The following is a 26,341-nucleotide window of genomic DNA, read 5'->3' on the forward strand; positions in this document are numbered from 1 at the left end:
GGTAGGCTCATTAAATGATTAGAATTCTGGTAGTAGATGACCATATTGTAGTCCGTTCCGGACTCATGGCACTCCTGAACGGCAAGAACGGAATGGAAGTCATCGGAGATGCAGCCGATGGGCACGAAGCCATTCAGAAAGCGCAAGAGCTGAAGCCTGATGTCATCCTGATGGACTTTAGCATGCCGCAGGGCATGGACGGCCTCACTGCAACCCAGGAGCTGAAGAAGATACTTCCTGATATATCGGTGCTGATTCTGACTATGCATGATGATGAAGAATATTTGTTCCGCGCTATTCAATCGGGCGCATCGGGCTATATATTGAAAAGCGCGCCTCATGATGAGCTGGTAACCGCCATCCTATCCGTGGCCACAGGAAGTGCTTATCTCTATCCTTCCGCAACCAAGCGTCTGATGAATGAATACCTGGATGCGATGAAGAACGGGGAATCCCAGGGCGCATTCGATACCCTTTCCGACCGGGAACGGGAGATTCTATCCTGGGTAGCCAAGGGTTATTCCAACAAAGAAATTGCCGAGCACCTTATTATTAGTGTAAAGACGGTAGAGACACATAAGAGTAATTTGATGGAGAAGCTAGGTCTCAAAACAAGGCCCGATCTGGTGAAATACGCCATGAAGAAAGGAATGCTGAATTTTGAATAAAGATCGCTCGTATCGTGACTCAGGAGATATTTTGGGCAAGAGTGTGAATAATCTGCTCGACCAGCTAGGCGAACATCTCCATGATTCGGCCTTCGCGGCGGAGCTTAAGGATTCTCTTCAGATGCTGTCGGATCTTAAATTCGCGCTCGATGAATCCTCCATTGTAGCCATGACGGACAATCAGGGAGTCATTATCTATGTGAATGATAAATTCTGCGATATCTCGCAGTATTCCCGCAGCGAACTGCTTGGACAAGATCACCGCATCATTAATAGCGGCTATCATGATAAAACATTTATACGCGATCTCTGGCGGACTATTAACCGGGGACAAGTATGGCGCGGGGATATTAAGAACCGTGCCAAGGACGGTTCCTTCTACTGGGTGGATACCACTATAGTGCCTTTCCTCGGGGATGACGGACGGCCCTACCAATTTCTCGCTATACGTAACGAGATTACGAAGCAGAAGGACTCTGAGGAGGCTTTGCAGTTCATGGTCACTCAGGTTATGAACATTCAGGAGAATGAAAGGAAACGCTTCTCCCGGGAGCTTCATGACGGAATTGGACAGAGTCTCTTTTCTCTTGTTATCCAGCTTGACCAGCTTATTGCGGCCGGTCATTCTCCAGACGAACTGGAATCGCTGCGCAAATATGTGACAAGTATTATGGAGGATGTCCGGGGAATGGCCTGGGAGATGCGTCCCTCCGTACTCGATGATCTCGGGGTTGTACCTGCTCTTCGCACGTATATCGATAATTATTCCAGACATTACGGCATGTCTGTCACCTTTAATTGCACGCTCAAAAGAAGACTGGATGTGAACGAGGAAACGACCATTTACCGCGTCATTCAGGAAGCGCTAACCAATATCGCCAAATACGCAGATGTATCCGAAGCGGTCGTATCCCTGCTTGATGAAGACCACGAAGTGCTTGTCCTTATTCGTGATGAGGGTATGGGCATTGAGAGCCGCCATGAAGGGGGCGGAGTAGGTCTGCTCAGTATGGAGGAGCGGGCGCGCAGTGTGGGCGGCACATTGCTTATCCAGTCTGAACCGGGCAGAGGCACTGAAATCCAGCTTCGTATCCCCAAACATTCACCGGATTCTGCAGATTAATCTCCCCTATCCTTTGCACGATCCAACCGGAAGCTGCCAGCTTCCGGTTTTTTGGCGTCCCCTCCATTCACTTCCCTTGTACACAGCTTAATACCTGACAAATGTCATATCCAGATTGTGACATTCATGAATGTTGACTGATGGGAAATCCAGGTAACATAAAAGCATGAAAACACACACGGGAGGAAACAAAGATGCCATCAGTAATCACTATGGAACATGTAGATAAGGAATACAAAGGAACACATGCTGTTAAGGATTTATCTCTACATATTGAGGAGGGCACCGTCACCGCCCTGCTCGGCCCCAACGGGGCAGGCAAGACAACCACCGTCTCCATGCTGCTAGGGCTGCAGAAGCCGACACGCGGACAAATTCGTATTCTCGGTGGCGCACCCGATCAGCCTGAGGCACGGCAATCCGTCGGTGCCATGCTGCAGGACATCAGCGTGATTGACCGCCTTACCGTCCGCGAGACGATGGATCTGTTCCGCAGCTACTATGCGAACCCGCTTCCGCTAGCCGAATTGCTCGCGATGTCAGGACTTGAGAAAGAGCAGAACAAATTTGCAACCTCCTTGTCCGGCGGGCAGAAGCGCCGCCTCGACTTCGCCCTGGCGATGGCAGGGGATCCCAAAATCCTGTATCTGGATGAACCAACAGTAGGGATGGATGTCGGCTCCAGACAACTGTTCTGGGAAAGTGTCCGGGCCATGGCCGGCAAAGGGCGTACCATTATTCTTACTACACACTATCTGGATGAAGCGGACAGCATCGCAGACCGCATCGTTGTAATTAACCAGGGGAAATTGATCGCTGATGGAACTCCAGCCGAAATTAAATCCGCGCAAGGACGCAAAATGATTACTTTTACAGCAGGAGAACAGCTTGTCCCGGATTCCTTGAACGGACTCTCCGGAATTGTGGACACGGTATGGAGCGGCCGCAAAGTGAAATTAACCAGCACGGATACCGACCAGCTTATCCGCACCCTCATCCAGCACAACCTCGATATTCGTGATATCGAGATCACAGCCGGGGGTCTTGAAGACGCCTTCCAAACTTTAATTCAAGGAGATGCTAAATAATGATGAAATCCATGATTGCCCAGTGCAAAGCCGAAGTTCTTCGTACGATCCGTAACCGCAGGTTCATTGTTTTCTCCATCGTCATGCCGGTCATGTTCTACTTCATCTTCACCAGCACCATGGGTGATATTCGTGTGGGCGGAGTGGACTGGAAAGCCTACTATCTGATGTCCATGACCGCATTCGGGGTCATTGGCGCCAGCATCAATACACTCAGTGTAAGATTCGCTCAGGAAAGAACACAGGGCTGGGTAAGATTGATCCGAATCACTCCTTTGCCAAATGGTGCATATGTGCTGTCCAAAATTTTGTCCCAATCTGTAATTAATTTGGGAACGATTGTCCTGATGTTTCTAATTGGTCATTTCGCGAAGGGAATTGATCTTAGCCTTGGAGAATGGATCACTTGCGGTCTGTGGATTTGGATCGGTGTACTGCCTTTCATGGCTCTCGGCACGCTCCTTGGCACTTTCAAAAGCGTTGAAGTTGTTCAGGTTGCGGCCAATATTGTCTACATGGCCCTCTCCGTCCTCGGAGGATTGTGGATGCCGCTGACTACGATGCCAAAAATTATGCAGGATATTGCCCAGTACCTCCCCTCCTACCGCTTCGGTCAAGGAGCATGGAACGTGCTTGGCGGGGTTGGGCCCGACTGGACCGGAATTGCCATCCTGGCTGCTTACGCCCTGATCTTTATGCTATTATCAACTTATATTCTAAAGCGACAGGAAGCGGTATAAATGTCCAACCCATGGGGATCATCTATTCCCAAAAGATTAAATTATTTCCCTCTGATCTGGCTGGTCTATCTCATCTATCCGGCCGTGAGCCTGGCTGATGAACCGCCCAGGGATATGCTCATTGGCTACGCTGTATTAGCCCTGTTCATCGCCAGCTATCTCAGAAGCTTCTGGTACGAACGCGGCAGACTGGCCTTCGCCATATTGAACATGATCCTCACAGGTTATTTCTGTATCTTGTTCAGTAGTCCCGGGTTCCTGACCATGAATTTCTTCACTACCGCTATGCTCAGCATGCTTCCATCCTCCAGACAGTTCTGGTCTGGAATGGGAGTCCTGATTGTCACCTCGGCCATCACGCTCTGGATCAGCGGCAGTCATACCGGTGCTTCTGAATGGGTGAACATCCTGCCTCCATTAATTGTCCTGTTCGTCTTCCCATTCTTCCTGCGGATGTTCCAGAATACGAGAAATCTGAAATCCGAGCTGAATGTAGCCCAGGAAGAAATCGCCCGGCTGAGCAAAAACGAAGAGCGCCAGCGTATTGCCAGGGACCTGCATGATACCCTGGGTCACACGCTCTCTCTTATTACACTCAAGAGCGAGCTCGCCGAGAAGCTCGTCGCGAAGAAGCCTGAACTGGCGATACAGGAAGTTAAGGATATCCAGGCTACCTCACGGGCTGCACTTAAGCAGGTAAGGGAGCTTGTCTCCGGCATGAATGCCTTATCCATTCAGGAAGAGCTGAATAACACCGAAGCTATTCTGACAGCAGCCGGGATAAGGTTATCCGTATCCGGCAAGCCTCAGCAGTTGGAGGCTCCGCCCTTGGTACAGAACATTCTGGGGCTATGTCTTCGGGAAGCCATTAATAATGTGGTCAAGCACAGCAAAGCAGACGCTTGCTCCATCTTTCTCAGTGAGGATACACATGAACTAACGCTATCGGTTACGGATAATGGACCTGGGGCGGAGATAGACAGACCCGCAGGGGTATCCTCGGGACGCGGTCTCCTCGGCATGAAGGAAAGGCTTGAGCTAATTCAAGGTACTTTAACCTATAGCTCCGTACCGGGTAAAGGAACAACCCTAAGTGTGAAGGTGCCTAAAGTCGTGAGGAATCAACAGCTAGGAGGTGTATCATGAAGGTAATTATTGCGGAAGATCAAAGTATGCTGCGCGGAGCACTGAGCGCCCTGCTTGATCTTGAAGACGATATTGAGGTCATTGGACAGGCCGAGAATGGCTCGAAGGCGCTCGATTTAATCCTGCAGCTATCTCCAGATCTATGCCTGCTGGATATAGAAATGCCGGAGATGACGGGGCTTGATGTGGCTGAGAAGCTTCAGGAACTGAAGCATCCGTGCCGGGTGATCATCCTGACCACTTTCTCCAGAGCCGGTTATTTCCAAAGGGCTATCCGTGCTGGAGCCTATGGGTACTTACTCAAGGATGCTCCGGTGAGCGAGCTTGGTGAGGCTCTTCGCCGGGTTAACGAAGGCGGTAGAGCGATCAGTCCCGAGCTGTCCATGAGTTTCTGGCAGACTGCCAACCCTCTTACGGACCGTGAGCAGGAGGTGCTCGGCCGCCTGGCCAGGGGTCTCTCCGTCAAGGAAATTGCCTCCGAGCTGTTCCTCTCGTACGGGACCGTGCGAAATTATGTATCTGAAATTATTCAAAAGCTCGAAGCCAAGAATCGGATCGATGCCATAAGTATTGCTGAAAAGATGGGCTGGCTGGGGTAATTCCTGCCGGCCCTTTCTGTTTGGCTCCGAAATCATCGTACTTATGACAGGAAAGCCCCGCTTCATCTTGTTGTCATCTTCTTCCCCGAAACCACATATGGAAGAAAGAATCTGTTCTTCGGAAAGGATGCTGATGACATGCTGGATTGTATGATTATTGGCGGTGGACCTGCAGGGCTGAGCGCCGCCCTCGTCTTAGGCAGAGCCAAGCGGAGGATTATTCTGCTTGATGATAACCGCCCAAGAAATGCCGTTACGCGGGAATCGCACGGATTCATTACAAGAGACGGAACGACTCCTGCTGAATTCAGGCGATTGGCCCATCAGGACATCCAAAAATATTCATCGGTAGAGTTCCGTACCGAGCGGGTCACAGATGCCGTCAGGCATACGGATTTTCTGGAGGTTACCACCGCTGCGGGGGCAGTGTACCACACGAAAAAGCTGCTTCTCGCCACAGGGCTCAAGGAAGTGCTGCCGGATATTCCCGGAATTCAGGAATACTACGGCAGGAGCATATTCAGCTGCCCTTACTGTGATGGCTGGGAGCTGCGCGATCAGCCGCTTGCCATCATCTCGAATGATGAGGTTCATGCCCGTCATCTGCTGGTGGTCCTATGGAATTGGAGCCATCAGCTTCTAGTCTGCACGAATGGCAAGTATGCTCTCTCTCTGGAATTCAAGGAAGACCTACAGAGGAAGAATATTTCCTTCAATGAGCATCCGATTATAAATTTGGCAGGCCATGGCGGACAATTGGAGCGGATTACTTTCAGCAATCATGAAGAGGCTACTCTAACGGGCGGATTCATTACACCTGATTGGTTCCAGTCCTCCGAACTCGGGGAAGCACTTGGCTGCGCCAAGAGTCATTCCGGCGGTATTCTTATCGATGAATTCGGCAGAACGAGTATCCCCCACGTTTATGCGGCTGGCGATACCTCGGCCATCGCCCCCTCCCAGGTCATCATTGCCGCCGGGGAAGGCAGCCGGGCGGCCATCGGTGTAAATACAGATTTAGCGCACGAGGAATTCTGAGTTCAACCGGCATGAAAAAGGGGCTATCCACGACAGATCTGGCCTTGGATAGCCCCTTTGCTCATGTTGCTATTACAGACGTATCACTTAATAAAGACTTGAGATTTGCACATTGGCCGGCAGCTTGAACGGATTGTCCGGGTTGATCCGATCATAGAACATGATGCCGTCGAGATGATCTAGCTCATGCTGCATGACTATAGCAGGAAAGCCCTTAAAGCGAAGCTTCAATTCATTGCCCTCTTCATCATAGGCCTTGAGCTGGATCTTCTCATAGCGGGGAACAAATCCCTGAATCATGCGATCCACGGACAAGCAGCCTTCGCTTTCAGGCAGATATGTCATCGCTGCAGAATGACTGATGACTTTAGGGTTGAACAAGGCATACTCCTTCGCTTGCCCCTTCTCGTCCGTTAAATAAGCGGCGAACATACGCTTGTTCAGGCCAATCTGGTTAGCCGACAAGCCAACTCCCGCCCGAAGCTTATATTTCTTCGCAATCTCCTCATCCTGACTGTTCTTCAGGAACTGCATCATAGCCGCCATCTCAGCGCGGTCCTCTTCACTTGGAGGTATACTGACCGGTTCTGTCTTCACGCGAAGAATCGGATCACCCTCACGTACAATATCATCCATTAATATGAAATAATCGCGGGTAAATTTACTCATAGAAACGACCTTCATCCACCTTTTCCTACTGTTTTTGTGCGGCAGCCGTATCATTCCAACAGCATCTAACGCCGCGTCTAAAGTATTTTAAACCTATCACTTCAAGCTGCCCATGTCAAAATATGCGGTTTGCCGGCAGCAGTGGGACGAATACTTTAATATATTCATTCGGGCTTTGTCCTATTTCTCTCTTGTCTTGAATAAGCTGTACAAGCACATTTAAGTTCATGTTCATGGCAGGAGGAATTATAACCATATGGATATTTTCAGCTGTTTGTTATTGGGACTGTCTTTATCAGCACCGATCGGGCCTATTAATGCGGCCCAGCTCGACCGCGGGATTCGCGGAGGCTTCTGGCCCGCCTGGCTGCTCGGTCTCGGAGCCGTTATGGCTGATATCGTCTACATCCTACTGGTCTATTTCGGGGTCGTGCATTTCGTGAATACCCCGTTCGTGAAATCCTTTCTCTGGCTCTTCGGGTTCTTCGTCCTCCTGTATATCGGGATTGAGAGCCTGCTTACCGCGCAAAAAATAACGCTTCAGGAAACCCGAAGCGCTGAGTCTTTATCCAAATCTTTTGCCGCCGGGTTCTTCATGTCCCTCTCGAATCCGATCTCCATCCTGTTCTGGCTGGGCATTTATGGCTCTATTCTTGCAGAGACGGCTGCCACCTACGCACCTAAGGAACTCATCATATTCAGCGCGGCTGTCTTATCCGGTGTCCTTATGTGGGATATCACTATGGCTTCGCTGGCCAGCGCATTCCGCAGATGGCTGACCGTTCCGCTTCTAAAGGCGATCTCGATCATCTCCGGTCTATCCCTGATCGGATTTGGTCTTTACTTCGGGTTCGAAGCGGCCAAGGTTCTATTCTTCCGGTGACACCCCGGAATTTAGTGGGCTCCGCCGCGCTTTCTCTTCAACATGACTCTGCGAGAATACCGCTTCTGCTTCTTCCAGACAGCAGCCTGCATGATCAGCGTTACGCAGCCGATTACCCCCACAAAGATAAGACTGCCCCAGAACCCGGGGCGGCTCGTCTCATGCAGCAGGGTTCCACATACAGCAAGCCCGATTAGAGCCATGCCTAAGAACCGTTTGATCTGTCCGAATGCTGTTAATTTCAACAGGTTACCGGATGTGATAAGGATGAATAACCAATTGTACAGCAGCAGCAGCCCTGCTGCTGTTGTTACGTATTCATAGATTTTGCCCGGCATGACCAGAGCCAGTATAATTGAAGCAACCAGACCTGCCGCTGTTAGAGAGATGGCATACAGCGGGTGCTTCTCTTTTACTTTCCTCGCGAACAGGGGCGGCGCATCCTTGTCTTCAGCGAGTGTGACCAGCATGGTTGTGACCGCGAATAGTGAAGCGACCATTGTGGAGAAGCCCGCAATAATCAGCACCGCATTGAACAGGTGTGGGATGAAGGGTAGCGGATAATTAGCCAGTGCCGTAATGAATGGACTTTTCTTGGGTGTGAATGCTTCCCAGGAGACGATTGTGACTGCGAGCCCGAGCGACAGAATGTAGAGAGTAGTGAGCAGCAGAAGCATGACTCTCCCTGCCTTCGGGGCATCCTCCAGATTTTTCAGCCGAACAGCCATCAGACCAAGCACCTCGATACCGCCGTAGGCATAGAACGCAAATATAAATGCCGACCAAAGACCTCTGAAGCCGTGTGGAAGAAAGCTCTGCATCGTATGCGGGAAGACTGGAGCTCTGCCTGTTCCCTTGATCCAGCCCATCAAAGCTATGACCGCTATCACGATGAACATGACAATTGCCGCGATCTTAATGACCGACAGCGTATTCTCGAGTGAATCAAAGCCTTTATTGCCAAGCATGATAACAATGAGTCCGAGTACCGCATAGACTGAGGCGAAGACCCACATTGGGACGGCTGGGAACCAGAATCTTGTGAAAATGGAGAGCGCCGTAAGCTGACTGCCCATGATGAGCAGTTCTGAACCCCAGTAGACCCAGCCGCTGCTGAACCCGGCCCACCTTCCAAACGCCTTTTTGGCATAAGAACGGAAGGAGCCCTTCTCGGGTTGTTCCGCCGTCATCTTGGCAAGCACATCATATACCGTGAACGTTCCAATAGCGGCCAGGACGAACACGATGAGAACCGAGGGCCCTCCCATATGCAGCGCCAGACTTGATCCCAGAAAATAACCGGTCCCTATCGTGCAGGCCACGCCGAGCAAAGAGAGCTGCCACCACTTTAGAGTGGCTTCTTCATTCGAACTTTGTTTAGTCATAATTACCTCTCAGTTCGTTTTATTTAATCTTTCGTAATCTGTAGTGTTGTGTAACTTGGGTATTTTTATGTACAGATCAGGGCTATTTCCGGACCAAGCTAAGTACAGAAGGTGAGGCGAAAGCCCCCCCATCGTCCGTGTACTTTCCTCCTATTTTGTCTATGCGTTAACCGTTTTATGATAAGAAAAGAAGGAATTTACAGATTTCTTGTTTAATAGCCCCATAAAGAAGTGTAAATCATATAGAAAAGCTCAAATATTCAGTCATTAACTAGATCGTACCAGGAGAGGATTAAATGAACACAGAACGGGAGAACAAAGCTACCCATGTCATATCTAAGTCTGCAGAGAACCGGATCCTCGCTGAGAAGGCGCTAAAGGAACAGCTAATCTTGGCCTGGATGCCAATCAAAGTGAAGATGGCCCATCATTGGATAGAGAATGAGAAGAAACAGCTGAGCCGCAAAATGGTTCGGGGAGCGATTCATTTCTGTCATTTCGGGGAAAATGTAGGATGTGAGCAGAATGAGGAACGTCCTGTAGTCATCATTTCCAATAACACTGTTAATTCGACTTCCGGCAATGTAATTGTCGTACCATTGACCAAAAATCTGAAAGCCAAAACAAACTTCAAAACCAAGCAGCCTGTCCTTACCCGCGATGGCAAGCCGGTGCCCAGATTTCAAAGTCATTACTTCTTATTCACCAGTAAATATGACTTTCTTGCCTTTGACTCGGCCGCCAAGACGGAAGAAACGACTTCGGTCAGTAAGGTTAGACTTAAAGAACATCTTGGAAATTTGGACGAAGAAGACATTAATCGGTTGGAGACTCGTATGAAATGGACGCTCGGACTTTAAAAAAAAACGTGAAAATTGTATTGACAATAACTTACGTATTAGGTTACTATAAGTGCAGTGATTGAGTTGTGACCACAGTAAATTATGTCATCCACCTCGTCGTGGATAAATTCACACGTTTCACGTGTCTTGAGTCTGAAAGAGGAGCCTTACGCGCTCCTCTTTCCCTTTTGCATGATTAAATAGACCTACTATCTGAACATAATTCAAGCAATGATCATTACATATAACTGGCATAAATTTCGAACCCATAGATAGGATAATAATATGTCGCCCACCCTGTCGTGGGCAAATTCACCCCGTCCGGGCTCCGGCCGGGGGTTATTTTTGTTCAAGGTCCAAACTAATATATTTCACGTAGATGCTGTTGCAATCTTTTTACCCGCTGGGTGGAGATTTAATCAGGTTTCGTAGGAAGTCCTTGCAAATAGGCGTGTAAAATATAACGCAGGCTGTCCTCAAGCGATGTTGGCAGACCAAAGGCCCCCTTCTGCTCCAGCGAGCAGAAGCCGTGCAGGATGCTTCGCAGCCCTCTCACCGCATGTGTCTGCTCCTCCTCATCCAATCCCCTTCCATTCAACAGTCCCACAATTAATTCCACCATCTCATGGCCGGCCTTCTGCAGCTCCATATCCTGCGGATCAGGCGCACGTAATGTGCTCTCATACAGGCCCGGGTGCAGGTGGGCAAAATCAACATAGGCCCGGCTGTAGGCAAGCAGTGCTGCATCCCCGGTCAGGTCTCCAGCTGCAGCTTCCAGCTTGGACTGAAGCAGCCTTAAAGAGTAGACGGCCAGTCTGTTCCGCAGCCCTGGCAGGCCGTCCACGTGATTGTACAGCGATGGCGAGCGAATGCCCAGCTTCTGAGCCACAGACGCCAGCGTCACGGCCTCCAGCCCGTGACGATCGGCAATCTCTGCGGCCGCCTGTGTGACGGCCGCTGCATCCAGGCCGGCCCTAGGCATGACGGCCGCCCCCTTCCTGGCCGCCCGGAAGCTTCCGGGCGGCGTCCCGGATGGCCCGGTCCATAGCTGGGACCGGGCTTTCAATCATCTCGCCGTGGCCCACGGCCAGCAGCGACGGTGCCAGGTCCCGCAGCTTCTGCGCGGACCCGAGCGAGGTGCTGCTGCTCCAGGTGCCCCAGGCGGGGAAAGGGAACAGCGGGCGAATCTGCCCGCTGACGGCCATGCCGCCGCGCACCTGGAGGGCATCGCCGGCGATAAGCGCGCCGCTGCGCGAATCCAGCAGCGCGATGGAGCCGGGCGTATGGCCCGGCGAAGCGATGACGCGCAGGGAGCCGACCGTATCTCCTTCGTTCAGCAGCATATCCGGACGCGTCTTCAGCTTGGAGGGTACACTACCGCGTATTTTCTCCTTGCTTTCACCCGGATCAAGGCTGCGGTCCCCCGCGAGGAGCCGCGCATCCCGGTTAGAGATGAGAACCTTGGCCTCTGGGAGAGCCTCCTTCAGCTTATCCAGCGCTCCGACATGGTCGTCATGCGCATGGGTGAGCACAATTCGGGTTATAGGCTTACCGATCCGCTGTGCGGCTTCCAGTATCCCCTTCGCACTATAGGGAAGCGCCGCATCAATTAAGGTAAGGCTCTCCTCCTCTTCAACAAGATAACAATTCACCGGGAACATTCGGGGCAGGAACGTTAATTGATATAAATATTGATTGCGCTTTGTACGCATAATATCACTCCATTCACAAAAGCTAATATCGTTAGTTTTATTATAACTAATGGTATTAGTTTTTCAATAGTCTCGTTCAATATTTTTTATTCTATATAAGCCCAGTTAAAATGTTCACATTTGTGGGTACAGTCGTAACTACGGGAAATGCTTGGACTTTCGGTCGCTGCCCGCATATGCTTCCGACGTAGCTTTCTTTCAGAAAGCCAAAGTATATGCTTCCGATGTAGCTTTCTTTCAGAAAGCCAAAGTATAAGGCTTCCGATGTAGCTTTCTTTCAGAAAGCCAAAGTATATGCTTCCGATGTAGCTTTCTTTCAGAAAGCTTTTAGGCGATCGCTTTCGCTCCTACAGTTCCAAGCTTCCCCTCCGTTACGCCTTACCCTCAAGTCAATTTTTAACTGCGTCTTATATATACACTCATCTCCCTGTCTATTTGAGTCTAACTTATGATTTAAGTTCATCTTATCCAGATACCAAAAAAAACTCGCAGTACCCATTAGGTTCTCGCGAGTCTCTTGGCATTCTTGGAGCGGTACATTTCCCGGTCCGCCTCAAGGAACAGATAATCCATCTGCTGAAGGGAATGCTCACTGTAGGCATATCCTAGGGAGATGTCCATATTCAGATCCGGACGCTCCCTCCGAAAAAGAACCACTCTCTGCTTCAGATCCTGAACCAGCTTGTTCACTTCATAGAGCGTCCTGCCAACAACTAATATGGCGAACTCATCCCCGCCCACCCGGCAGACCATAACATCTTCTGATATGAATTCATTGAGCAGGCCTGCAGCCTCCTTGATATATAAGTCACCCATGATATGACCAAAATTATCGTTAACATATTTCAGGTTATCCATGTCACAGACGATGATTGCCGCCTGGATATCTACCTTAACATCATAATGGGAGACCAGAATTTCAAAGTGCTCCCGGTTGAAGAGTCCGGTCATGGAGTCGTGGGCAATCCGATATTCCAGATGCTGCTGATAGTCAAGCCTGTCTTGAGCAGGTCTGACAATTCCCTGAATAGCCGAAAGCTTCCCCTGGTCATAGATCGGGGTTGCAAGCTCCTCATACCACACATACTGCCCATGGCAGTCCCTGATTCTATACAGAATGGGCTGTTCAAAATCCAATTCCCCATTCATCTTCTGATAGAACTGATTCAAATCCTCAGGATGTATCCTGAGAAACACCAGCTCCGGGGTATCCATATTTGAAATTAGATGCTCCGGCTCCATCAAGCGGTCCAGCGGGGCATATACATATCTGTATCTTCGTACAGGCTCAAGCTCCAAATAGTACACAATATCCCGGGTGCCTTCAACAAGTTCAACCGTTCTTTTATCACAAGCAGAATGGGCCAAGCTTCTTCCTGCCCGAATCCGCATCCCGATAATCATCAGCAGGACACTAATGAACATACCTGATAAAAAAGAGATCCACCACATTTCTTCACCTTCTGCAATCGATTTCACTTTTCACTTTCTCAAAGAACAATTCGCATATGACCGTGTCAGAGAATAAAGGTCATCTCATAAGACATCTTCTGCGGTTCCAACGTTGAAGTAACTGATCTGCATGAACTCGGCGGGTTATAATATTCAAACTTGTTCAACGAGGAGAATGAAATAGGTCTTTCAGAGGACTAAACGTCGTTCGTTAGGCATTACTTTTCGGCTTATTTTATAAAACTTTTGAACTAATTTATGGTTCTAATACTATATTCGACCTATAATCCTATAAACCCTTGTCCTTTTATCGCAAAAATAGGAAAAATATTAATTTTTTTAACTTTTCATCATTTTAGAATACAAACACAACAAAAAGAGGCTCTCCCGATGCGATCTGACGCAGGCGGGAGAGCCCCTCGATTGGCTGTGGCTTAAGAGAACTACAGATCGGATACCACAGTAAATCGCTCTTTAATATGCTGTGGATTCTCAATTTCGTCCACTACGGCAACGGCATAGTCCTCATAGGAGACGTAGCTGCGGCCAGCGGAGTTAACAAGAAGGTTATCCTTCCCTTTCTGATAAGAACCTGATCTTGATCCGATAGCAAAGTCCGCAGACGGGCTGATGAAGGTCCATTTCAGCGCCTCAGTTCCTTGAAGAATGCCGAGATTCTTAGCTTGGTTAAGGGCTGTGGGTTTAACGAAATCAGGGAAGTCCGGTGTATCTACAACCTTGATTGTCTGAGCTTCATCCACATACAAGCTGCCTGCTCCCCCTACAACTATCAAGCGAATATCCGTGCCTTTCAATGCTTCTATAAGAACGTTGCCGGCTTCCACATGAAGATGCTCTTCTCCCATAGATGCCCCAAAGGCATTAACAACGACATCAAATGGACTAAGGTCCTCCCTACTCAGTTCAAAAATATCCTTCTCCAACACAGCTCCACCGTGCTGATCCAGCTTGGATGAATCCCTAACAATCGCAGTTACTTCATGGCCACGATCTGCCGCCTCCTTGAGAATCCGGCTGCCTGCTTTACCGCTTGCTCCAATTACACCAATCTTAGCCAATGTATATTCCTCCTCATAAATTTACTTCAATCAAACCACTTGTAACAATAATAGTTACATCTTATACAAAAGTCAACACTGCCTGCATCCTTAGCTGTTTGAATCCATAGACGCCTTGCTTGGATTACAAAAAGAAAGACTGCCCTCCGGTGGAATTCATACTTACCGGATGACAGTCATTTCATTTATATCTATTATCTTCAACCCTAGTAATCCTTAATGGCATTAACAATACCAGTCCCAAGCTACTTGAATTTCTTCCAATCCATACTGCTGCTGCTCAGCAAATGCTCAAAGTCATTCTCCAAGCGCTTCTGCTCCGCTTTGCGGGCTTCTTCCGCCTGCTGCCGGGCTTCCTCTTGACGTTTCTGCTCGTCCGCTTTCATCTCGGCTGCTTGAGCCTGGAGCTTTCCTAAGACTTCACTGCTGAGAAGGTCCTTCAGTGTAGCCGGTTTGTCTTCCGTACGCGCGGGTACAGCCGGACGGCTTTTCTTTTTGGCCATCTTATTCACCTCGTTAACCATTGCTTTGATAACATTGTCCCATATCCGCCTGATTTTTTCAAAGAGGGGGTTTCACTTCCTCCTAAATAAAGTAAAATCTATTCTGAAGTCTATTCCTCTGCGGAAGGGAGTGTGTGTGAGATGAGTACTTATTTTAGCGTAGAAGAAGCGGGTTCATTCGTTGCATTTTCTGCTTCCCACTTGATCATTCTGGGTATATTCCTCTTCAGCCTTCTGCTTCTCTATGGATGCCGGAAATGGCTCCAGAAGCCTTCAAGAAGCCAGGCCGGGCGGTATATATTAGCCGGAATTCTGATATTGTGTGAGCTCTCGCTGAATATCTGGTACGTCTGGGGCAAAAGGTTCGATGTGAAGGATACTCTGCCGCTGGAGCTGTGCAGCATCTCGCTCTATTTGTGTGTATTCATGCTGCTGTTCAAGAACCGGTTTATTTTCCAAATCGTATATTTCACAGGCATTGGAGGCGCCCTACAGGCGATCCTGACTCCGGCATTGTCTTATCCTTATCCCCACTTCCGGTTCATCGAATTCTTCCTGGCCCATATTGCGATCATTCTGTCTGTACTGTATATGGTGTGGGTTGAGGGCTTCAAACCGTCATTAAGGTCGGTTGGTATCACTATGGTGTTCCTGAACATTCTGCTTGTATTGATTCTGCTCATCAATCATCTGACAGGCGGCAATTACATGTTCTTATCCCATAAGCCAGAGACCGCTTCCCTGATGGACTTCTTGGGTCCCTATCCTTGGTATATCGTCTCGCTTGAGACCGTTGCCTGCATTCTGTTCCTCTTGCTGTATATGCCATTCACGTTCTCGGCCGCCCGCGGCAAGAGGAACAAGCGGCAGTTGAATATCTAAGCTTTCTTGGCTTCCCTAAAATCCATCCACTCTCCATCCAGCGGAATGTGGAGCTGCGACCCGAGTCCCTGGGAGGACATCAGCATCCCTAAGTCTTCCCGGGTGACCAGGCAGTGGTTAATCGCTTCCATATGCACGGCGACAATTCGGGTATAGGATGCATATCTGGCTAGCTGGAGCACATCCTGCTCATTCATAATAATCGGGTCCCCCGTGATGAATCTGGCGCCGCCAGCATGAACTACCGTTACCTCAGGCCGGAATCTGCCAAGCGCCTCCTTTACTTCATCACACCAAATGGTATCCCCGGCAAGATACAGATCCGGCTCTCCCTCCGCTTGGAGAACATAACCGGATACATGCCCCATCATCACACCGATCTCCCCGGTTCCATGTTGGCCTGAAGTCCGGTGTATCTTAATCTTCTGATAAGCCGCCGAGGCTTCCACTGGCTGAACCCCGCTGAATCCGGCAGCCTCAAGCGTCTTCTCATCACCAGGCTGGCAGAAGACAGCTGCTGATTTGTTGATCGCCTTGGCAGCGGCTGGATCCCAGTGATCAAGATGCAAATGGCTGACCAGAACCAGGTCCGGATCAGACAGCAGGCTTAAATCTACTGGCAGAGGAACCAGAGGATTTCGCCTATCATTAGAGGAGTTCATAATGGGGGGATTCAGCCCTGCCTCGCTGAACATCGGGTCGACCAGGATCGTGTGCCCGGCATACTCAATCCATAGCGTTGCATTCCGGATCAGTTGTATTCGCATCTCCAATCTACTCCTTTTCGGTAGGTGATCTTCAATTATGCTAAGTATGCTTCAATTATAGGAATACGGACCAAGATGGCATATAACTTGCTGAAATGAATCCTCTGTATATTTTTTCATGATGAAAGGAATTTATCTTCTATGAACTTAAGCCCTATCGATGAGATTGATTTGAAAATTCTGAACTGTCTGCTTCACAATGCGACTCTCTCCCACCGTGAAATTGGAGAGTCTGTTCATCTTACAGGCCAGGCTGTTGGCGGCCGGATACGCAAAATGCAGGACCATGGAATTATCGAAGGTTATACCGTTCTCTGGAATCCAGAGAAGATTGGCTTGTCTGTTCATGCCTTTGTTACCGTATTCCTTAAATCCGGACCTGTCCATCAGAAGTTCCTTGAATTTGTCCAGCAGCGGGAGGACATTACCGAAATGCACCGGGTCAGCGGGGAGGGCTGCTACTGGCTTCGTGTGCGCACAAGAACCCAAGTGGAGCTTGGCGCGCTGCTCGATGACCTTCTGGCTTATGGGAATTACAAATTAAGTCTCTCCATTGGACAGATCAAATGACGTGAAAAAGCCCGGATATCCTCTTAGGATTCCGGACCTGGCTTTATGGCTGGCTGGATCGTCGCCCGTTGCTGCTTCTGGGCCGCTCTGAATACGACAAAAACCAGCAGAAATATGATCATAACGAAGGAAGAATACCGGTACATTTGCGAATAGCTCGTCGCGGAGGCGAGCACACCAAGCAGCATTGAACCGATCGCCACACCAAAGTCTATTGAATTGTAGTACAGACTGTTAACCATGCCGTGCTGCTGCGGTGAGGTCTCGCGGAGCATCCAGGCCTGTGTTGTCGGCTGGATGGCTCCGAAGCCAAGCCCGTACAAGAGCGCAGACACAATCAGCAGCGAAAGTGAATGCGTGAATGAGAGCAGCATCAGACTTGCGAAGACAACAAGCGAGGCGGGAATAAGCACAGCAGCAGGACCTTTGCTGTCAAACAGACGCCCGGATATAGGTCTAATCACAAGCACCGTAAAGGCATTGAATAAGAAGAACAGGCCAATTTGAGCCAAATGAATTTCTGCGCCAAATAATGCGAGGAAGCCAAGCAGCCCGCCGTAAGTAACGGATATGAGCATATTCAGTCCCGCCGGAAGAAGAATTCTCTTTGGGAATGGGAGCTTGGGCGCGTGAGCATCACTTGCCGCCGACGTAGCAGCTGGCTGAGTGGGTATGCTTCTTGTGAAGAGAAGCAAGGGGATAATTAGCCCAACAGCTACAGTACCCAGCAGAGTCAGCCGCGTAAATCCAAAGCCTGCAAGTACAGACAATCCAATCATAGGTCCAATTGACATAGCCAGACTCGTAGACAAGCCGAAATATCCTATACCTTCACCAATGCGGTTCTTCGGAATAATCTGGGATACGAGCGTAGGCATTACCGTGCTTGCCATCCCGAATCCGACTCCGAAGGCTATGCGAAGTAAAAGCAGCAGGAACATCGTATTGGCGAACGAATATAATGCTGTGGCCACTCCTGCAATAATCACCCCTGTAATGAGAATTACATTGCGGTGAACCTTCCTCATAACAGGAATCATGATAAACCGGGTTACAATTGCCGATAAGGCAAACAAGCTCGTCACCAGACTGACGGTGAAATCGTTAGGGTGAAACCGTTCCTTGGCGTACGTCGGGAACGGGGCCAGCAGCATTTGAAGACATAAGAACAACAGCAAATAACTTAGTGTCAGCATAATGAACGATTTCGTCCACAGTTTTTCTCTTTGAGGATCCATATTGTTCGTCACTCACTCCTTCTTCTCTCTCTCTATCATAAGGTCCGCTTGCATGGTAATCTGCCGGAGCAGCCTCAATAACAGCCTGGACTCTTCCGCTGTGATCCCTTCTGTCACTTCCTCCAGCACTTGACGCTCTATCGGTTCCGTAAGTGTGATCACATCTCTTCCCGCTTCAGTAATGAAGATGAAGAAAGACCTGCGGTCATTCTTCCCGCTTACCTTACGTATAAATCCTTTCTCCTCCAGAGCGGTAATGATCCGGGTAGTCGTAGGCTTATCCTTCCCTGAACGCTCACCAATCTCTTTCTGGATCTGACCATCCTTCTCCCATATCCGGTACAATACAGACCACTGCTCAGGGGTAATGTGGTAATCCCGCATACGCTGCTGCAGAACTTGAGACAGCTTGCGGTAAGCGATCCCCATGTGAAAACCGATAGATTCATCCAGCGGACTATTCAAGATATATCTCTCTCCATCCATATAGTTGTCATAACAACTATATGATAAAAATATGGTTATTGTCAATCCACCTTGCCTTTGCTACAGCATATCAAAGGCCGCATTCCTTAATGAAATGCGGCCTTCAATGTCGATTATTCAATCATTATCATTTCAGAAAGTATTTATCTATCACCTCGGAAATAACCTGACTCTTGATCGGCTTGGTGATATAATCCTGCATCCCCGCAGCTAAGCACTGCTCCCTGTCGCCCTTAAGCACATTCGCTGTTACAGCAATAATCAGGGGGATTTTGCCCGGAGGAAGCGTCTCATGTAATATCTTCGAGGCCTCAAGTCCATTCATTCCCGGCATGTGCATATCCATAAAGATAAGATCGAAGGCCTCATAAGCAACCGCCTGAATGACCTCAAATCCATTGTTCACGATCACTACGCTATGGCCCATCTTTTCAAGCATTTTTCTCAGAACCAATTGATTAATATCGTTATCCTCAGCTACAAGGATCTTCAGCTTCAAATGGGAGCGGACCTCTTCCGCGCCTTTCTCCCCGGAATCGTCTGCCTCGAGGCCGCTCTTCACTCGCTGAAAACTCATAGTAAACACGAATGTAGCGCCAGGTCCATCACTCGGTTCAACTCGGATCTCTCCTCCAAGCAGCTCAACCAGCTTCTTCGTGATCGCAAGCCCCAGGCCTGTACCTTCATACTTTCGGTTCATGAAATTATCCAGCTGATGAAACGGCTGGAATAAATACTGAATCTTCTCCTGAGGAATACCGATTCCTGTATCCTTAACTCTAAATTCAAGAAGTGTATGCTTCTCACAGCTTGATTGCAGATCGACATCCACTGAAACTCCGCCGTTAAAAGTGAATTTGACCGAATTACCTAACAGATTGATTAATATTTGCTTCAGCCGGTCAGGATCTCCGATCAGCTTGTCCGGAACATTTGCAGATATGGACAGGTTCATTCGCAGCCCTTTCTGGTCTGCTCTCGTCCGAAGCATGTCCATAGCCTCCATCATAATGTCCCTAAGTCCAAATTCGGATTGATGCAGCACCGTCTTTCCGGACTCAATTTTGGCAAAATCCAGAATATCATTAATAATGGCCAGCAGGGAATCTCCGCTCTTCCGAATAATTTCAACATACTCCCGCTGAGTATCGTCCAGATTGGTCGTCTCCAGCAGAAGATCGGTCATCCCGATAACGCCGTTCATGGGTGTCCGTATTTCATGACTCATCATCGCCAGGAATTCACTTTTGGCTTTATTCGTATTCTCAGCTGCTTCCTTGGCGGCGATAAGCCTCTTCTGCTCGGTCATATCCTTCGCAATAATATAGAATCCCACATTCTTGCTGTTGATAATAATTGGAGCAATCGTCGTCAGCACTTCGGTTGCATGGCCGTCTCTGTGAGCGATGGTATCAATCTTTTTCTCCACAGAGGTATCCTCAAGCGCATGTCGAAGAATGTCCTTAAGGTGCTTAAGACCGATGAAGCGGGAGAAGCTCGTTCCGGCTATCTCCTTGATCTTGTAGCCGGTTAACTTCTCGGCAACCGCATTGCAATTAATAATATTCCCCTCGAGATCAAGCGAAATCACAGCGTCGTGATTATATTTCTTCAAGGAGTTATACCGCTCCACGCTCTCCTGTAATTTAAGCTGGTCCTGCTTGCGCTCTGTAATGTCCTGAACCGTTCCCATAATAGTCCTGGGAAGCTTGCCCCCCTGAGCATACGTAACAATTCCAACTAAATCCAGATACTGAGTCTCCCCATCTGGCCGGACCAGGTTAAGCTCGAATTTAAATTCCCTGTTCCGAATCGCATCATTAAAAATCCCCTTGAAACGTTCACGCTCTCCTTCTGGTACAAGATCCATGACCTCATATACCTTCAGATGATCCTTGATACGGGGAATTCCACATATCGAATACACCTGTTCCGAACAGATGATGGTGTTCCTATCCACATTCCACTCCCAGCTCCCTATGGACGCGATCCGCATCGTCTGAGCCAAGAGTTCCTCTTTGTCTTGCATATTCTTACCTACATGATAATCTGATGACACGTAGATAATAAAATAAGACGGAAGCCCCTCTTCATCCCTGTTGATTAAAGAGACAACCACCTGAGCCAAAATAACGCTTCCATCTTTACGAATAAGCTTATGCTCCAGATTAAGAGAAGGCAGATTGTCATTGCAGAGCTTTCTCACCTTCGCGGAGCTGCTTGCATATTCCTCTTGATAAGTGAGCTCACTCATGCTTAAGTTAAGCAGCTCCTCTTCTGTGTATCCAAGGAGTTGGCAGAGTGATGGATTAACTTGAAGCCACTTTCCATCCGCCGAGACAAATGCGATCCCTGTGGGCGACAAAGCATATACCTGTTCATAATCGGGATACTGATGAAGCAAATCATTATGCATAACGCGCCTCCAGCCAATGAAGTATATTGAATGAGCTTGCGGGGCTAGACATGTTCACTTTTTCTAATAGATATCAGACAATTCCTGAATTGTCAATTTACATTTCCTATGTTAAAGCACTTCTCTCATCACTTGAATAACCCTATAGATAGATGTTACTATATAAAGGAAAGTAACTCGTCATAAAACAAGAAATCCGGAGGAGTGTGAAGAGAAATGAGTTGGACAGAAATTTCTACTATAGATGAATGGAATCAAATCCTGGAGCAATCCAGCAGCCGGGGTCAATTGGTTCTGAAGCATAGTACAACCTGCCCGGTTAGCGCGAATGCGCTCAAGGAATTCAATGCGTTCGTGGATGCCAATCCAAATGCGGATGTCGATTACTATCTCGTCAAGGTAATTGAGTCACGTCCTGTATCTAATCAGATTGCTGAGGATTTGGGTGTCAAGCACGAGTCTCCTCAGGTGATATTTGTGAAAGATAAAGCCAAGTATTGGACGGCTTCCCACTGGTCTGTAACGGATGCTCATATTTCAGCAGTCCTGAATTAATTTATAGCTTAAAGTTCATCATTACACATTTGAAAGCCATTGACCAGGATTTGTTAATTCCGGTCTTTGGCTTTCTTAATTTATAGAAAATAGAGAACATTAGATTAGACACTTTAATTCGCCCTTTCTGTAGACACAAAAAGCCCGGGCATCTGTGTAAGTGAGATGCCGGGCTTACCTATTATTGTTCTGTAGTTACTTACGATTCTTCCCCTATCGCTTGGGAAGCAGCTTGACATATTCATCAGATAGACTCATCAGCTTCAATATATAATCATAATCCTTCTTGTAAGGTGAGATGTCGCTGACCGGCTGCATCGTCTTCAGAGAGACCGCCGTCCCGTCATCAAACCCTTGTCCAGGAACGAAGAGAACCTCATTATTGAAGAAGGATCCCGTCGGCAGATAATATCTCATACCCACGACGTTCTTGTCGATATTCAGCAGATCATGACCGAAAGCAGTAAACTTCTCATCCTTCAGCGATATCCCGAGTAAATTGGCCACCGTCGGCATAATATCAAGCTGACCCCCAACCTGGTCAATCACTTTCCCCTGAGTCTCACCAGGCAGATGAATGATCAGCGGGATGTTGAACCGGGTGATTCGAGGATCATAGTTAATCCCGAGCTGCTGGCTCAAGACAGCTGGATCATTGTCCTGCGGCTGCAGGCCGAAATGGTCTCCATAGAACACAAGCACTGTATTATCCCACAGCCCATTTGCCTTCAAGCGGTCAATCAACGTACCCACCGCGTAATCGGTATAGTTCACGGCCTGAATATAATCACCAAGCTGGGTGCCCTTCATGGAATCCGGTACGGTTATCCGAACACGGTCTTCCGGTACCTTGAAAGGAAAGTGGCTGGACACAGTAACAAACTGTCCATAGAAGGGCTTGCCTGACTTACTAAGTGCTGACAGCTTGTCAACACCCACCCGGTACAATTCCTCGTCCGAAGCGCCGAACTCATTGAAATGGTCATTATTATAAAAAGGCTTATCATAATAACGATCAAAATTCAGCGCCGGATACAGCTTGATCCTGTCCCAGAAGCCGACATCATTCACATGGAAGGTGTTCGCCTCGTAATTGTACTTTTGGAGAAGTCTAGGCAGACTGGGCAGTGCCCTGTCACCATATCCTGTAGACATCGCTACAGTACCTGTCGGATAGATCGACGTATTAGACATAAACTCGGCATCAGAGGTATTCCCCTGGCCAATTTCCTGGAAGACATGGGGGAAATACATCCCCTCCGCAGCGAGCTTATTCAATACAGGGGTTACTTCCTGCCCCCCCAGCTTCAGATGGATCGGGAAATTCTGAAAGGCCTCCATCTGCACAATAATTACGTTCTTCCCCTTGGCGGCACCGAAGTAATCTGGCTTCTTTCCCGCTATCTTCTTGTCTGAGGACTGGTAAGCATAAGTCGATTGCAGCTGGTTGATCTTACTAATTGTGTCATTAATATTCCCGTTCGCAATCGCAAGGTTCTCCTCCCTTGCTTTCAGAGCAGCCGCAACCTGGTAATCGAAGAAGCCCAGATTCTCCGCTTGCACCAACTCATTCGTAATGGACTGGCCAAGCTGAATATATCTTGCTGATACGAGCAGGCTTATTAACAGGGCAAGAGCAACCCCTATCTTCCAGACCGGTCTTCGCCCCGGAACCCGAACTCCCCTTACCCGGTTCACCAACCATAGCAGAGCGAACACGAGCACATCCGCGAAATAAATAAAGTCGATCCAGCGGATCGTCGATTGAATGCTGGATTGAATTTTGGTTACCTGATGCAGCTCATTGAGTGCGGTATAGGTTGGCACGGAATTAAAGTGCTCAAAGTATAACGTGGATGAGAATAAAAGCAGGGAGAAGATCAGGTTAAACCCCCAATATACCGGCCCCTTGATTCTAGCGGGCGTGACAAGCTCCAATATAGAAAGCAGCCCCAGCAGGGCAAGTGCATCTGTTGTCAGTCTGGATACCTCAACACCGGCAAAGAAAAAATAGCGTAAAAGTACAAGCTTTAAAAATAGCAGGATAAATACGACAAAAAAAGGCGTTCTGTGATAGGCGCCTCTAGCTTTTTCCATACCAACTACCTTAACCTCTCTAATTAGGATGGAATCTAGTATACCACTAAATAGATCGCTAGGGCTACTTCCCAGTTTTTTAACAAAAAGTCGGTGTAGTACTATTTGCGGATTCGCAGCACAGGCTTACAAAGCCACTCCTGCCTCACTCTATCATGGCAGGCTTCCATCAACTGCTGGATCTCCTCCGTACTGTAAGCCATAACACGCATCACAAAACCCGGGACAGCTAATACGGTTAGCCCAAATCGGGGACACCCCTCGGAGAAGCTCTCCTCAAGCTGTTCATAGAGCAATTCTACCGCCTCCGGTGTTGCCTGCTCGTGAACCACAAGCAAAGAACCATAGTGCGTATAACCTTCCATTTCTCCAAATCCGAATTGCTCATCGGCAGGCTCCAGACAGAAACGGTCCACCATTTGCAGCCGCCCCCCCATATACAGCTCGGTTAGGGAATCTATTCGCCGATACCTAAAGTGGTCACCGGATGGACTCCAACCAGGTGTCCATGAATCGGCTGCAATGAGATGGGCTCCCTCTTCAAGATGAAACACAGTCTTCTGAAAATAACGGGCGTCCTCATACGCAATAATTGGGTCTGGCAGCATTTCCAAAAGGGCTCCCCCAGCCAGTTTGACCTTCGTATCAGAGCACACAGATCCGGTAGGAGTCCGATACACTTTCGTCGCCGATTGCGTAGTAAGTATCAGCTCCGCGCCAGCGTCTAAGGTAACGTCCATCGCGTACTGATCTCCGTCCACATACCCGCCACCAGGATTCATGAGGTACAGGAGCTTTTGCCCGGACTCATCAATATGGGTGGGAGGCGATATCTTGAACGCGCCGGAAGCATAGCTTTCGCGCATAACCGTCTGCATGTCCCTGTTCTCCAGCGAGAGGCGCAGGGTACCCGTTAGGTTACCCATTAGACCGCAGTCCTTCCAGCAGCACCTCACTGCGCAGCCATCCGACTACCTCTTCAAGTCCATGATCGATCTTCAGATTCGTCATGATGACAGGACGTTGGGACCGGGCTTCATCGGCTTCTCTCTGCATGACCTCCAGACTTGCGCCAACATAAGGGGCCAGATCTATCTTATTGATGACAAGCAGGTCGGACTTGATCATCCCATGTCCTCCTTTACGGGGAATCTTCTCCCCCTGAGCCACGTCAATGACATAGATAGAGAAGTCCACAAGCTCCGGCGAAAAGGTTGCCGACAGGTTATCACCACCGCTCTCCAGGAAAATCAGCTGCAGATCCGGATGCTTCTCTTCCAGCTCTTCTATGGCTGCAAAATTCATTGAGGCATCCTCACGAATTGCTGTATGCGGGCAACCTCCAGTCTCCACTCCAATAATGCGATCCGAGGTAAGAATGCCATTGTGAATGAGGAACTTGGCATCTTCTTTGGTATATATATCATTCGTAATAACTGCCATGCTGAATTCCTGGTGCAGTCTCCGTGTCAAACGCTCTACCAGCATGGTCTTCCCTGCACCTACAGGACCACCTACGCCAATCCGAATCGGTTTCATCTCTACATCTCTCCTCATAAATTAGATACTAAGACATGAACATTCTTCCTTCCAAACGCTCATGCCGGATGGAAGCGAGCTCAAGACCCGGCGGGCTGATTCCGAAATCCTCCACACTCAGCTGATTCACTCTGCGAGCCGCTTCGGCCATAACCGGGTTCAGCTCATACAGGAGCCGCTGACCTTCGGTCTGACCCAGCGGAATGGCTCTAACTCCATTCTGGACGAGAGATACGGCCGCCGCATATGCGGTATGCATAATTGCATCATGCATAGGGATGTTATGGTCGGCACAGATCAAGGCCAGCAGAATCGGCACTTGTCCGTACGCCTTCTTCTTCTCGATCTGCTGCATATACAGCTCCAGCTGCCCATTCGTTAGAAGAGCCCTCACAAGCTCCAACATGCGTCTTCCCATACGAATTCCACCTAGACGCTGTTCACGGGGAATGGTCTGAAGTGTCAATCTGCGGTCAAGGTCCCACAATGCTTCCATATCCCCTTGTTCTATACCCTCATAAGCAAGCCTTACGGCGAATCCTTCATTATAAACCCACTGTTTCTTGTAGAAAGCTTCCAACCATTGCTTGAATGAGGAGCCATCTCGGATCACTCCCTCCAGGATATAAGTCTCGAATCCAAAAGAATGAGAGAATGCACCTGAAGGGAAGCCGCTGTCGCAGAGCTGCAAAAGCAGATATTTAGCCTCTTCCATGGCTGTGCCCATGGGAAGGGAGTGGTTCATGAGCATAAAGGTGTCCCGGCTGCTGATCTTGAGAATGAGCATTAACTAGTAGTGCGGCTGCATCCCCGTTGGGTTGATCGTGGCCGCTTGGATGAACATGATTGTGGGCATGATCCTGT

At 48.8% G+C, this 26,341-nt stretch carries 27 protein-coding genes; 12 read left to right on the forward strand and 15 right to left on the reverse strand.

Annotation, left to right across the window (positions count from 1 at the left end; genetic code table 11):
• Positions 1-14 precede the first annotated feature (14 nt).
• The 7 genes from ACRRNK_RS18635 to ACRRNK_RS18665 all read left to right on the forward strand — a co-directional run bounded on the left by ACRRNK_RS18635 (position 15) and on the right by ACRRNK_RS18665 (position 6,402).
• Positions 15-668, forward strand: a complete 654-nt coding sequence (locus ACRRNK_RS18635; protein ID WP_433944142.1) for a response regulator transcription factor — start codon at positions 15-17, stop codon at positions 666-668.
• Positions 661-1,791 (forward strand): PAS domain-containing sensor histidine kinase, encoded by a 1,131-nt coding sequence (locus ACRRNK_RS18640; protein WP_433944143.1) that lies wholly within the window; start codon positions 661-663, stop codon positions 1,789-1,791. Before ACRRNK_RS18635 ends, ACRRNK_RS18640 begins: the two co-directional genes overlap by 8 nt.
• 194 nt (positions 1,792-1,985) lie before the next feature.
• On the forward strand, positions 1,986-2,879 hold the full coding sequence (locus tag ACRRNK_RS18645; protein WP_433944144.1) for an ABC transporter ATP-binding protein: 894 nt from the start codon (positions 1,986-1,988) through the stop codon (positions 2,877-2,879).
• Positions 2,879-3,619, forward strand: coding sequence for an ABC transporter permease (locus ACRRNK_RS18650; protein ID WP_433944145.1), 741 nt, complete (start codon positions 2,879-2,881; stop codon positions 3,617-3,619). Before ACRRNK_RS18645 ends, ACRRNK_RS18650 begins: the two co-directional genes overlap by 1 nt.
• Positions 3,620-4,765, forward strand: a complete 1,146-nt coding sequence (locus ACRRNK_RS18655) for a sensor histidine kinase (RefSeq protein ID WP_433944146.1) — start codon at positions 3,620-3,622, stop codon at positions 4,763-4,765. It begins immediately after the preceding gene.
• Positions 4,759-5,364 carry a response regulator transcription factor gene (locus ACRRNK_RS18660; protein ID WP_433946947.1) on the forward strand — a complete coding sequence of 202 codons (606 nt, stop codon included), beginning with the start codon at positions 4,759-4,761 and terminating at the stop codon, positions 5,362-5,364. Before ACRRNK_RS18655 ends, ACRRNK_RS18660 begins: the two co-directional genes overlap by 7 nt.
• A gap of 138 nt (positions 5,365-5,502) precedes the next feature.
• The gene (locus ACRRNK_RS18665; protein ID WP_433944147.1) at positions 5,503-6,402 is read left to right on the forward strand and encodes an NAD(P)/FAD-dependent oxidoreductase; all 900 of its coding nucleotides are present in this window, start codon (positions 5,503-5,505) and stop codon (positions 6,400-6,402) included.
• A gap of 87 nt (positions 6,403-6,489) precedes the next feature.
• Here ACRRNK_RS18665 and def read toward each other — a convergent pair whose 3' ends face one another.
• On the reverse strand, positions 6,490-7,071 hold the full coding sequence (gene def, locus ACRRNK_RS18670) for a peptide deformylase (protein WP_433944148.1): 582 nt from the start codon (positions 7,069-7,071) through the stop codon (positions 6,490-6,492).
• Between the two features lie 256 nt (positions 7,072-7,327).
• Here def and ACRRNK_RS18675 point away from each other — a divergent pair, with 256 nt between their 5' ends.
• Positions 7,328-7,954, forward strand: coding sequence for a LysE family transporter (locus tag ACRRNK_RS18675; RefSeq protein WP_433944149.1), 627 nt, complete (start codon positions 7,328-7,330; stop codon positions 7,952-7,954).
• An 11-nt stretch (positions 7,955-7,965) separates the two neighbouring features.
• Here ACRRNK_RS18675 and ACRRNK_RS18680 read toward each other — a convergent pair whose 3' ends face one another.
• Positions 7,966-9,339: an amino acid permease gene (locus ACRRNK_RS18680; RefSeq protein WP_433944150.1), complete on the reverse strand. Its 1,374-nt coding sequence runs from the start codon at positions 9,337-9,339 to the stop codon at positions 7,966-7,968.
• 296 nt (positions 9,340-9,635) lie between these two features.
• Between ACRRNK_RS18680 and ACRRNK_RS18685 the strand changes: the two genes are divergently transcribed.
• Positions 9,636-10,199: a type II toxin-antitoxin system PemK/MazF family toxin gene (locus ACRRNK_RS18685; protein ID WP_433944151.1), complete on the forward strand. Its 564-nt coding sequence runs from the start codon at positions 9,636-9,638 to the stop codon at positions 10,197-10,199.
• 397 nt (positions 10,200-10,596) lie between these two features.
• On the opposite strand, the gene ACRRNK_RS18690 is transcribed toward ACRRNK_RS18685, so the two are convergent.
• From ACRRNK_RS18690 to ACRRNK_RS18710, 5 genes are all read right to left on the reverse strand, one after another.
• Positions 10,597-11,163, reverse strand: a complete 567-nt coding sequence (locus ACRRNK_RS18690) for a TetR-like C-terminal domain-containing protein (protein WP_433944152.1) — start codon at positions 11,161-11,163, stop codon at positions 10,597-10,599.
• Positions 11,156-11,893: an MBL fold metallo-hydrolase gene (locus ACRRNK_RS18695; RefSeq protein WP_433944153.1), complete on the reverse strand. Its 738-nt coding sequence runs from the start codon at positions 11,891-11,893 to the stop codon at positions 11,156-11,158. The genes ACRRNK_RS18690 and ACRRNK_RS18695 overlap by 8 nt, the downstream gene beginning before the upstream one ends.
• 498 nt (positions 11,894-12,391) lie before the next feature.
• A complete protein-coding gene (locus tag ACRRNK_RS18700; protein ID WP_433944154.1) occupies positions 12,392-13,372 on the reverse strand; it encodes a sensor domain-containing diguanylate cyclase in 981 nt (326 codons plus the stop codon).
• 416 nt (positions 13,373-13,788) lie between these two features.
• Entirely contained in the window at positions 13,789-14,424 is a 636-nt protein-coding gene (locus tag ACRRNK_RS18705) for an NAD(P)-dependent oxidoreductase (protein ID WP_433944155.1), read from the reverse strand.
• Between the two features lie 245 nt (positions 14,425-14,669).
• The gene (locus ACRRNK_RS18710) at positions 14,670-14,927 is read right to left on the reverse strand and encodes a YqkE family protein (RefSeq protein ID WP_433944156.1); all 258 of its coding nucleotides are present in this window, start codon (positions 14,925-14,927) and stop codon (positions 14,670-14,672) included.
• A 141-nt stretch (positions 14,928-15,068) separates the two neighbouring features.
• On the opposite strand from ACRRNK_RS18710, the gene ACRRNK_RS18715 reads away from it, so the two are divergent.
• Positions 15,069-15,809, forward strand: coding sequence for a YwaF family protein (locus ACRRNK_RS18715; RefSeq protein WP_433944157.1), 741 nt, complete (start codon positions 15,069-15,071; stop codon positions 15,807-15,809).
• Here the strand turns inward: ACRRNK_RS18715 and ACRRNK_RS18720 are convergent.
• Positions 15,806-16,576, reverse strand: coding sequence for an MBL fold metallo-hydrolase (locus ACRRNK_RS18720; protein ID WP_433944158.1), 771 nt, complete (start codon positions 16,574-16,576; stop codon positions 15,806-15,808). The two genes, ACRRNK_RS18715 and ACRRNK_RS18720, sit on opposite strands and share 4 nt — an antisense overlap.
• A gap of 141 nt (positions 16,577-16,717) precedes the next feature.
• On the opposite strand from ACRRNK_RS18720, the gene ACRRNK_RS18725 reads away from it, so the two are divergent.
• The gene (locus tag ACRRNK_RS18725) at positions 16,718-17,146 is read left to right on the forward strand and encodes an Lrp/AsnC family transcriptional regulator (RefSeq protein ID WP_433944159.1); all 429 of its coding nucleotides are present in this window, start codon (positions 16,718-16,720) and stop codon (positions 17,144-17,146) included.
• A 23-nt stretch (positions 17,147-17,169) separates the two neighbouring features.
• On the opposite strand, the gene ACRRNK_RS18730 is transcribed toward ACRRNK_RS18725, so the two are convergent.
• From ACRRNK_RS18730 to ACRRNK_RS18740, 3 genes are all read right to left on the reverse strand, one after another.
• Positions 17,170-18,384 (reverse strand): MFS transporter, encoded by a 1,215-nt coding sequence (locus tag ACRRNK_RS18730; protein WP_433946948.1) that lies wholly within the window; start codon positions 18,382-18,384, stop codon positions 17,170-17,172.
• A 12-nt stretch (positions 18,385-18,396) separates the two neighbouring features.
• Positions 18,397-18,849, reverse strand: a complete 453-nt coding sequence (locus tag ACRRNK_RS18735; protein WP_433944160.1) for a MarR family winged helix-turn-helix transcriptional regulator — start codon at positions 18,847-18,849, stop codon at positions 18,397-18,399.
• A 148-nt stretch (positions 18,850-18,997) separates the two neighbouring features.
• On the reverse strand, positions 18,998-21,286 hold the full coding sequence (locus tag ACRRNK_RS18740; RefSeq protein ID WP_433944161.1) for a PAS domain S-box protein: 2,289 nt from the start codon (positions 21,284-21,286) through the stop codon (positions 18,998-19,000).
• 216 nt (positions 21,287-21,502) lie between these two features.
• Between ACRRNK_RS18740 and ytxJ the strand changes: the two genes are divergently transcribed.
• On the forward strand, positions 21,503-21,841 hold the full coding sequence (gene ytxJ / locus ACRRNK_RS18745; protein WP_433944162.1) for a bacillithiol system redox-active protein YtxJ: 339 nt from the start codon (positions 21,503-21,505) through the stop codon (positions 21,839-21,841).
• A 213-nt stretch (positions 21,842-22,054) separates the two neighbouring features.
• Here the strand turns inward: ytxJ and ACRRNK_RS18750 are convergent, their stop codons facing one another.
• From ACRRNK_RS18750 to ACRRNK_RS18765, 4 genes are all read right to left on the reverse strand, one after another.
• Positions 22,055-23,938 carry an LTA synthase family protein gene (locus ACRRNK_RS18750; protein WP_433944163.1) on the reverse strand — a complete coding sequence of 628 codons (1,884 nt, stop codon included), beginning with the start codon at positions 23,936-23,938 and terminating at the stop codon, positions 22,055-22,057.
• A gap of 101 nt (positions 23,939-24,039) precedes the next feature.
• Complete coding sequence (locus ACRRNK_RS18755) at positions 24,040-24,864, reverse strand: urease accessory protein UreD (RefSeq protein WP_433944164.1); 825 nt, start codon at positions 24,862-24,864, stop codon at positions 24,040-24,042.
• Positions 24,857-25,477: an urease accessory protein UreG gene (gene ureG / locus ACRRNK_RS18760; RefSeq protein ID WP_433944165.1), complete on the reverse strand. Its 621-nt coding sequence runs from the start codon at positions 25,475-25,477 to the stop codon at positions 24,857-24,859. The genes ACRRNK_RS18755 and ureG overlap by 8 nt, the downstream gene beginning before the upstream one ends.
• Positions 25,478-25,505: 28 nt before the next feature.
• Positions 25,506-26,204: an urease accessory protein UreF gene (locus tag ACRRNK_RS18765; protein ID WP_433944166.1), complete on the reverse strand. Its 699-nt coding sequence runs from the start codon at positions 26,202-26,204 to the stop codon at positions 25,506-25,508.
• Positions 26,205-26,341: the final 137 nt, after the last annotated feature.

The organism is Paenibacillus sp. SN-8-1 (genome assembly GCF_050995535.1).
In the GTDB taxonomy this organism is placed as follows: Bacteria; Bacillota; Bacilli; order Paenibacillales; family Paenibacillaceae; genus Fontibacillus.

Excerpts from the sequence above, each read along its gene's own strand:
- ACRRNK_RS18635 (WP_433944142.1), top strand. The coding sequence starts at position 15 with ATGATTAGAATTCTGGTAGTAGATGACCATATTGTAGTCCGTTCCGGA.
- ACRRNK_RS18645 (WP_433944144.1), top strand. The coding sequence starts at position 1,986 with ATGCCATCAGTAATCACTATGGAACATGTAGATAAGGAATACAAAGGA.
- ACRRNK_RS18650 (WP_433944145.1), top strand. The coding sequence starts at position 2,879 with ATGATGAAATCCATGATTGCCCAGTGCAAAGCCGAAGTTCTTCGTACG.
- ACRRNK_RS18655 (WP_433944146.1), top strand. The coding sequence starts at position 3,620 with ATGTCCAACCCATGGGGATCATCTATTCCCAAAAGATTAAATTATTTC.
- ACRRNK_RS18665 (WP_433944147.1), top strand. The coding sequence starts at position 5,503 with ATGCTGGATTGTATGATTATTGGCGGTGGACCTGCAGGGCTGAGCGCC.
- def (WP_433944148.1), bottom strand. The coding sequence starts at position 7,071 with ATGAGTAAATTTACCCGCGATTATTTCATATTAATGGATGATATTGTA.
- ACRRNK_RS18675 (WP_433944149.1), top strand. The coding sequence starts at position 7,328 with ATGGATATTTTCAGCTGTTTGTTATTGGGACTGTCTTTATCAGCACCG.
- ACRRNK_RS18680 (WP_433944150.1), bottom strand. The coding sequence starts at position 9,339 with ATGACTAAACAAAGTTCGAATGAAGAAGCCACTCTAAAGTGGTGGCAG.
- ACRRNK_RS18685 (WP_433944151.1), top strand. The coding sequence starts at position 9,636 with ATGAACACAGAACGGGAGAACAAAGCTACCCATGTCATATCTAAGTCT.
- ACRRNK_RS18690 (WP_433944152.1), bottom strand. The coding sequence starts at position 11,163 with ATGCCTAGGGCCGGCCTGGATGCAGCGGCCGTCACACAGGCGGCCGCA.
- ACRRNK_RS18695 (WP_433944153.1), bottom strand. The coding sequence starts at position 11,893 with ATGCGTACAAAGCGCAATCAATATTTATATCAATTAACGTTCCTGCCC.
- ACRRNK_RS18710 (WP_433944156.1), bottom strand. The coding sequence starts at position 14,927 with ATGGCCAAAAAGAAAAGCCGTCCGGCTGTACCCGCGCGTACGGAAGAC.
- ACRRNK_RS18715 (WP_433944157.1), top strand. The coding sequence starts at position 15,069 with ATGAGTACTTATTTTAGCGTAGAAGAAGCGGGTTCATTCGTTGCATTT.
- ACRRNK_RS18720 (WP_433944158.1), bottom strand. The coding sequence starts at position 16,576 with ATGCGAATACAACTGATCCGGAATGCAACGCTATGGATTGAGTATGCC.
- ACRRNK_RS18725 (WP_433944159.1), top strand. The coding sequence starts at position 16,718 with ATGAACTTAAGCCCTATCGATGAGATTGATTTGAAAATTCTGAACTGT.
- ACRRNK_RS18730 (WP_433946948.1), bottom strand. The coding sequence starts at position 18,384 with ATGGATCCTCAAAGAGAAAAACTGTGGACGAAATCGTTCATTATGCTG.
- ACRRNK_RS18740 (WP_433944161.1), bottom strand. The coding sequence starts at position 21,286 with ATGCATAATGATTTGCTTCATCAGTATCCCGATTATGAACAGGTATAT.
- ytxJ (WP_433944162.1), top strand. The coding sequence starts at position 21,503 with ATGAGTTGGACAGAAATTTCTACTATAGATGAATGGAATCAAATCCTG.
- ACRRNK_RS18750 (WP_433944163.1), bottom strand. The coding sequence starts at position 23,938 with ATGGAAAAAGCTAGAGGCGCCTATCACAGAACGCCTTTTTTTGTCGTA.
- ACRRNK_RS18755 (WP_433944164.1), bottom strand. The coding sequence starts at position 24,864 with ATGGGTAACCTAACGGGTACCCTGCGCCTCTCGCTGGAGAACAGGGAC.
- ureG (WP_433944165.1), bottom strand. The coding sequence starts at position 25,477 with ATGAAACCGATTCGGATTGGCGTAGGTGGTCCTGTAGGTGCAGGGAAG.
- ACRRNK_RS18765 (WP_433944166.1), bottom strand. The coding sequence starts at position 26,204 with ATGGGCACAGCCATGGAAGAGGCTAAATATCTGCTTTTGCAGCTCTGC.